This window comes from Paraburkholderia sp. EG304, assembly GCF_046543485.1.
GTDB lineage: Bacteria > Pseudomonadota > Gammaproteobacteria > Burkholderiales > Burkholderiaceae > Paraburkholderia > Paraburkholderia youngii.
This window is the reverse complement of record NZ_JBKGUA010000347.1, coordinates 1-438: the sequence shown is the minus strand read 5'-3', so window position 1 is coordinate 438 and position 438 is coordinate 1. Positions and strand designations below refer to the sequence as shown.

General features: G+C 64.4%; 1 pseudogene. It reads right to left on the bottom strand.

From position 1 onward, the window contains the following. A pseudogene (locus tag ACLFKU_RS44220) lies at positions 1 to 438 on the bottom strand (cobyrinic acid a,c-diamide synthase); the annotation flags it as partial.

The following is a 438-nucleotide window of genomic DNA, read 5'->3' as shown; positions in this document are numbered from 1 at the left end:
TCGGTGGCATGCATCTGAGGAAAGCCGCCTCCCAAATACAGTCCTTGGATGCCGTCAGGAAGGCGCCGATCCGTAAGGGGATCAACGTCGACGACCCGGAACCCTGCCGCTATCAGCATCTCGGTGGTCTCCGGGTACCGGAAGGTGAAGGCCCGTCCGGCGAACATACCCACAAGCGGCGACTCACCGAATGGATGGCCTTGCCAGCCGGCGGATTCCAGGGCAGCGGCGGGGTCCCACGGCTCGACGTCGAGGTCGGGGGCAGTAGCAGCCATATCCATAACGGCGTCAAGATCGACGTATTCGGCAATGAGGCCCCCCAGCCCGGCAACCTTGGTCGCGGAGTCTTCCCATTCCCCCGCTGGCACCAGACCGAGGTGGCGCGACGGCACAAAGATCGACTCGGTACGCGGGATCTGACCGAGCACCGGGATACCC